The 3,576-nt window shown below is 43.7% G+C and carries 3 protein-coding genes; all 3 read right to left on the bottom strand.

Going from position 1 to position 3,576, the window contains the following annotated elements; all coding sequences use genetic code 11:
• Window positions 1-101 precede the first annotated feature (101 nt).
• Window positions 102-1,199: an amino acid ABC transporter permease gene (locus tag B9J84_RS14450; RefSeq protein WP_094124432.1), complete on the bottom strand. Its 1,098-nt coding sequence runs from the start codon at window positions 1,197-1,199 to the stop codon at window positions 102-104.
• Between the two features lies 1 nt (window position 1,200).
• The gene (locus B9J84_RS14445; protein ID WP_017044681.1) at window positions 1,201-2,406 is read right to left on the bottom strand and encodes an amino acid ABC transporter permease; all 1,206 of its coding nucleotides are present in this window, start codon (window positions 2,404-2,406) and stop codon (window positions 1,201-1,203) included.
• Between the two features lie 69 nt (window positions 2,407-2,475).
• Window positions 2,476-3,504, bottom strand: coding sequence for an amino acid ABC transporter substrate-binding protein (locus tag B9J84_RS14440; protein ID WP_026027113.1), 1,029 nt, complete (start codon window positions 3,502-3,504; stop codon window positions 2,476-2,478).
• Between the last annotated feature and the right edge of the window lie 72 nt (window positions 3,505-3,576).

Genomic DNA, 3,576 nt, shown 5'->3' with positions numbered 1-3,576 from the left:
AAATTCACCGTACCATTTATTCATATCATTAATCTGAATCATGATTTCTTCAGAAGGTGCGAGGTTGCGTTGCTGCGTCATAATACGTCCTTGATTTGTAGTTATCGTTTGTGACCAGTATGGAGTTTGTTTTCAAGCCATATCGAATATCTAGACATAGAAAAGCAGAACACCCAGAACACTAACGCGACAAATATATAACTTTCAGTAGAAAAGCCTAACCAATCCGGATCGGTATTGGCAGCTTGTCCAATACCGAGCACGTCAAACATCCCGATAATGAGTACTAAGCTGGTATCTTTAAATAGGCCAATGAAGGTATTAACGATAGATGGGATCGTGATCTTCAGTGCTTGCGGCAAAATAATCAAACCGACTTTTTTCCAGTAACTTAAACCTAACGCATCGGCGGCTTCGTATTGACCTTTAGGTATCGCTTGTAAACCACCACGAACCACTTCTGCCATATAAGCCGAACTGAACATAACCACCCCAATTAATGCTCTAACCAATTTATCCGTTTCTGAGCCTTGCGAGAGGAACAGAGGCAGCATAACGGATGCCATAAACAAAACTGTAATCAGTGGCACACCTCTCCAAACCTCGATGTAAACGGTACATAGGCTGCGAATAATGGGCATCTCGGAACGTCGGCCCAACGCCAGTACAACGCCAATCGGTAACGAAACAACAATCCCAACTAAGGCAATAATCAGCGTAACTAATAAGCCTCCCCACTTATGCGTTTCAACCACTTCTAGGCCGAAAAAGCCTCCATAGAGTAGCGCCGCGATAAGAAATGGGTAGATGTTGACAAAAAACAACCAAATCCACGTTTTTTTCGGTGTATTTTCATAGGCGAGCAACGCACTAAAAATAGCAAGAGTGAAATAGAAGAGGCGAGGTCGCCAGAGCTCAGTTTCTGGATAAAATCCATACATAAACTGATCCCAGCGTACGCTAATAAACACCCAACACGCCCCCTCACGAGTGCAATCACTACGTTGTGTGCCTACCCAATCGGCATTAATAATCGCCCAATCGACAGTATGCCAAACAAGCCAGAAGGCGAAATACCCTAAGATCAGTGTAACGATGGAATTGAGTGCGTTATTAAAAAGATTTTTGCGCAGCCACCCAATGAAGCCAACGGTATTGGCTGGCGGTGGCAAGTTAGGTTGAAACTGATGTACTTTCATCTTATCTCTCCACCAAAGCAACTTTACGGTTATAGATATTCATTAATGCCGATGTCGTTAAACTGAGAGTGAGGTAAACACCCATGGTCATCGCAATAATTTCAATCGCTTGACCCGTTTGATTGAGCGTTGTGCCGGCAAAAACAGAAACCAAATCAGGGTAGCCAATCGCCATCGCTAATGATGAGTTTTTGGTTAAGTTCAGATATTGGCTGGTGAGTGGCGGAATGATGATGCGCAGCGCTTGAGGAATGACCACGAGTTTTAATGTTTTTGAACGAGATAATCCTAATGACATTGCAGCTTCGGATTGACCATGGCTCACCGCATTAATGCCAGAACGGACAATTTCGGCAATAAATGCGGCCGTATAAATACTCAGTGCAATCAGCAGTGCGGCTAACTCAGGGATAATACTGATGCCACCTTGGAAGTTGAACCCTTGCAGTTGTGGATACTCTGCTGACACTGGACGGCCCATAGCAAAGTACACAATGACAGGAAGTAGAATGCACAAGATAGCCGCAATTCTACCCATAGGCGTCTGCTGACCTGTTAAACGCTGTTTGTTTCGAGCCCAAATGCCAATAATTAAGGTGGTTAGTAAGCCAGCAAGAAAGGCAATAAAGATAAATGTGCTGCCACTTTCGAAAATGGGAGCAGGGAAGAACAGACCACGTACATTGAGAAAAATAGAATCCCCTAACTGCATGCTTTGCCTAGGCGATGGTAAAGCCTGTAACACGGCAAAATACCAAAAGAAAATTTGCAGTAATAAAGGAATATTACGGAAGATTTCTATATACACAGCAGCAAGTCGACTGACTAACCAGTTGGAAGAGAGACGGGCAATACCGATAAAAAAACCTAAAAGGGTGGCAAATACAACGCCTAAAAAAGAAACTAGCGCGGTATTGAGCAAACCTATGATAAAAGTTCGCCCATAACTAAAGGTTTCATTGTATTCGATCAAAGTAAGGCCAATCCCAAAGCCAGCTTCTTGATCTAGGAAGTCAAACCCCGTGGCAATGCCTCGAGAACTTAAGTTAGAAAGTGCATTGGTCACAATGGTGTAAAAGAAAAAAACCAGAACGAGAACAGCAATAATTTGAAAGGCGACTGAACGAAAAGTAGGATTGTAGAACAAATTTGCGCTTTTAGCCGAGGGAGCTCCTGAGCTAGCCGCAATAGTTTTAGTAGGTTTCATACAACTATAACCTCAAATCCATTTTTCCAAAAAGGCGGTTAAAACCGCCTATTTGGGATTGTGTGACTATTAACGAAGTGGTGGAGCGTACATAAAGCCGCCAGCATTCCACAACGCATTTGCACCTCGTGCGATTTGTAGTGGAGAACCTTTACCTACAGTGCGTTCAAAACTTTCACCATAGTTACCGACTTGTTTTACAATTTGGTATCCCCAATCATCGCGAATGCCCAAACCTTTACCTTTAGGACCATCCAGGCCAAGTATGCGTTTGATATTAGGATCGCTAGATTTAAGCATTTCATCTGCATTTTTTGAGGTAATACCGTACTCTTCTGCGTTAACCATCGCATTGAGAGTCCATTTCGCCACGTTAAACCACTTGTCATCATCTTGACGAACAACGGGCCCAAGTGGTTCTTTAGAAATGATTTCAGGTAATACAACCGCGACGTTAGGATCAGTTAAGTTCAAACGTAGCGCATACAAACCAGATTGGTCGGTTGTTAGAGCATCGCAACGGCCCGCGTCAAAACCTTTTGAGGTTTGCGCTGCTGTATCGAATACCACAGGTTTGTATTTCATGCCCGTGTTGCGGAAGTAGTCCGCCAAGTTCAGCTCAGTAGTTGTACCGGATTGGACACAAACCGATGCCCCATCAAGCTCTTTTGCACTTTTCACTCCTAGGTCTTTTTTCACCATGAACCCTTGACCGTCATAATAGTTTACGCCGACAAAATTAAGGCCGAGTGCTGCGTCGCGTTGGAGCGTCCAGGTTGTATTGCGCGAAAGAACATCGATTTCACCTGATTGTAGGGCGGTAAACCGTTCTTTTGCTGTGAGTGGAACATATTTTACTTTCGATTTGTCACCAAGAACTGCTGCGGCAAGTGCCTGGCAATATTCAACATCAATGCCTTCCCATTCCCCTTTTGAGTTCGGGTTGGAAAAGCCTGGTAGACCAGTGCTCACACCACAAGTAATAAAACCTTGCGAAAGTACTTTATCTAAAGTGCTATCTGCTGCTGAAGCTGTCGTCGCCATCATGGCAGTAGAAGCTGCTACAACAGAAGCAAGAACAGTGAGTTTATTCGCCATTTGTATCCTTCCTGTATGATCCATGTTAAACCAGGTGACACCTGATACAACGTACTAAAAATGTTGTTGTGT

This window comes from Vibrio sp. V03_P4A6T147 (assembly GCF_002241085.1).
GTDB lineage: Bacteria > Pseudomonadota > Gammaproteobacteria > Enterobacterales > Vibrionaceae > Vibrio > Vibrio anguillarum.
This window is presented reverse-complemented; position numbering and strand designations above follow the sequence as displayed.

Excerpts from the sequence above, each read along its gene's own strand:
- B9J84_RS14450 (WP_094124432.1), bottom strand. The coding sequence starts at position 1,199 with ATGAAAGTACATCAGTTTCAACCTAACTTGCCACCGCCAGCCAATACC.
- B9J84_RS14445 (WP_017044681.1), bottom strand. The coding sequence starts at position 2,406 with ATGAAACCTACTAAAACTATTGCGGCTAGCTCAGGAGCTCCCTCGGCT.
- B9J84_RS14440 (WP_026027113.1), bottom strand. The coding sequence starts at position 3,504 with ATGGCGAATAAACTCACTGTTCTTGCTTCTGTTGTAGCAGCTTCTACT.